The following is a 2,816-nucleotide window of genomic DNA, read 5'->3' on the forward strand; positions in this document are numbered from 1 at the left end:
ATCAGCACTTCGGTCGGGATCTTCGGCTGCACGCCGGTGCCGAGGTCATACAGGTGCACCGGCAGGTCCTCGACCTTGCCGCCGGCCTGCGGACCGCGGATCTGCACGCACCAGCCGTTGTTCACGAAGCTGCGCACCATGTTGGCCGCGAATGCGAACGACGCGTTGACCCACAGGTACTTGTCGTGGTCCGGACCCTTGACCGCTTCGTCGTAGCTGAAGGCACGCACCGGCGTCGTGTCCTTGCCGTACGGCAGACGGCCGAGCACGCGCGGCATCGTGAGACCGACGTAGCGGGCGTCGTCCGTGTCGCGGAAGCTTTTCCACTTGATGTATTCGGCGCGATCGAAATAGTTGCCGATGTCCTGGATCGCGGCCACTTCTTCCATCGACTGCTTGCCAAAGAATGCCGCGCCCACCGAGCCGATGAACGGCATGTGCGCCGCGGCCGCGACCTTCGAGATGTTGCGCAGCAGTGCCACATCCATCGGCGAATTCGTAAACTCGAAGTCGCTGATCATCGCGCTGATCGGCTGGCCGCCCGGCGTGTCGTATTCCTCGATGTACGTGAGGCGGTACAGGCCACTCTGGATCAGCTCCGGCGTGTCCTCGAAATCGCGCTGCAGCGCATCCTTCGAGACGTCGAGCACCTCGATCCGCGCGTTCTTGCGGAAGTCCGTGCGGGAGACGAGCATCTTGAGACCGCGCCAGCGGCCTTCGAGCGCCTGGAATTCCGGCGTATGCATCACGGCGTCGAGCTGACGGCTGATCTGCCGATCGAGCTGGCCGATGTAGAAGTCGAGCAGCGACTTGTCGAGCCGGTCGACCGGCTTGCTTTCCTTCGCGATCAGGTTGAGCAGCGCATCCATGCCGCGGGCGACGCGCTCGTCGGCCGACGCCTCCGACAGCGTATCGTTGTCGCGGAAGGCTTCAAGCGGACGCGCTTCAGCGACCGTCTTAAGGTTGATTTTGTTGCACAGCGAGGCATAAACGCTGTCGGTCTGCTGCGAGGCGTCGAGCACAGTGGTCTCGGTTGCGCCCTGACGGGATTCGTTCTGTTTCATGATTCTCTCAGTCTCGGTTCGAATGGCGACGTGATTGCGTGCGGCGGTGAGGGCCATCTTGGGCCGACCGCGCTCAGGCATTGCCTTCCTGCTGCGTGGCCGCCGTTGCAATCTGCGCCAGTTCGCCGCGCAGCTTGTCAGACAGACGCCTATCCTTCAGAATCTTCTCGAACTCGCGGCGGAACGTGCCGTTGTCAAGCAGGTTACTTTTCAGATCGCGCAACAGGTTGCGCATCGCCAGCATCGCCTGCATTTCCGGAATCTGACGGGCAACCTGCTCCGGCTCAAAGTCCTTCATCGAGCGGAACGAAAGATTGACCGGCAACTCGGAACCATCGCCCGCAAGCGTGTTTTCCGCCGCGATCTTCAGATCCGGTGCGTAGTCGGCCAGAACAGCATCGAAGTTGTTCTTGTCGATATTGACCTTCTTGCGCTCAGCCATCGGCGCCTGTTCACGGCCCGCGCTGAAGTCGCCCGCGACGAGCAGCTTGAGCGGCAGCTCGACCTTCTTCTGAGCCCCACCCGTGTGCAGATCCAAAGTGATCGAAACCCTGGATTTCGGAATCTCGCGCTGAAAGCTGTCCATTAGTATTACTTACATATCAAGATCAAGGTTCCCGCAGAACCCCCCCGTTGCGATGCGGTGACATCCTTCGTGCGCGTGCATGTCCGCACACGCTTGATGCGGCTCACAAAGGAATACTGACGGCACCCCATAGCGTGGTCTCCATTCATGCGATGTTATTGCCACGGCGTATTAAACAGGTTTACCCGCTCGCAGTCAAAGCGTAAATGCCGCCGCGAGAAGGCGACGCAATGTCAAAGGTTCTCAAATCGCATTATTTTCGGATTCATCTCATTGCGCGTGAGTGGGTGGATGGTGTATGGGAAATCTAAAAATGGCCGGATCGCCCGCCCAGCAAGGCGCAGCTGATTTGACTATTGTTCAGAATTGTAAATATTTATTGTGATATGACGTGACGCGTATCTCAAAAAACCATTACGCATACTTGATGTCGCTCGCATGCCTATTCCGCTTGAGAGATCCATGACAATCTCTGACACTTTGCATAACGAACTACTCTTCGGCGTTTACCTTTTACGAATCCGTCCATTAGAATTCGTTCTCTCATAATCAACAACAAGCCGTACACCACACCTATGCGGATCGACAAACCGCTCTGGCATGAGGGCTTGATCCTCACGCAGCAGCACTTCCAGCAGCAGGACCGATGGGCGGGGTTCGCGATGCAGCAGTTCGCGACCGCCGCACTCGCGGAACCGTGGGGCACGCTCGGCGTCGAGGTCGACGAGGAGGCGCTCGCCACCGGGCGCCTCAAGCTCACGCGGCTCAAGCTGCGCTTTCCGGATGGCACGCCAATCGACACGACGCTGGCCGACGCACTGCCAGCGGGACGCGATCTGACGCAGGGCCTGCCGACCGACCAGCAAAGCGTCACGGTGCTCGCGGCGCTCGCGCTGCCTGATGCGAACGGCAACAACTGTCGCTTTGACGAAACCACGCTCGCGCGTCCTCGCCGTTCGTACCGCGAGTTCGTGAAGGTCACGGACCTGAACGGCGTGACCGAAACCGAGATCGCGGCCGAGCGCCATACAGTGCGGCTGCTGTTCGACTTCGAGTCGCATGCCGACGATACGGCCTGTGCGATCGCACGGCTTGTCCGGAGCAGCAGCGGCCAGTTTCAGGTCGATCACCGGTTCGTGCCGCCGTGCCTGACGCTTGGCAGTCAC

General features: G+C 59.9%; 3 protein-coding genes. 1 reads left to right on the forward strand and 2 read right to left on the reverse strand.

What is annotated here, in order from left to right; all coding sequences use genetic code 11:
* Both tssC and tssB read right to left on the reverse strand, forming a co-directional pair.
* Nucleotides 1–1,064: type VI secretion system contractile sheath large subunit (tssC, locus tag DIE23_RS38755; RefSeq protein WP_124618145.1), on the reverse strand; the 1,064-nt coding region annotated here is incomplete at its 3' end.
* 73 nt (nucleotides 1,065–1,137) lie between these two features.
* Nucleotides 1,138–1,650 carry a type VI secretion system contractile sheath small subunit gene (gene tssB / locus DIE23_RS38760; RefSeq protein ID WP_124618147.1) on the reverse strand — a complete coding sequence of 171 codons (513 nt, stop codon included), beginning with the start codon at nucleotides 1,648–1,650 and terminating at the stop codon, nucleotides 1,138–1,140.
* Nucleotides 1,651–2,225: 575 nt separating this feature from the next.
* Between tssB and tssK the strand changes: the two genes are divergently transcribed.
* Nucleotides 2,226–2,816 (forward strand): type VI secretion system baseplate subunit TssK (gene tssK, locus DIE23_RS38765; protein ID WP_148093494.1); only part of this gene is annotated, 591 nt, incomplete at its 3' end.

Origin of the sequence: Burkholderia sp. Bp9143, from assembly GCF_003853645.1 — a bacterium.
Taxonomy (GTDB): Bacteria; Pseudomonadota; Gammaproteobacteria; order Burkholderiales; family Burkholderiaceae; genus Burkholderia.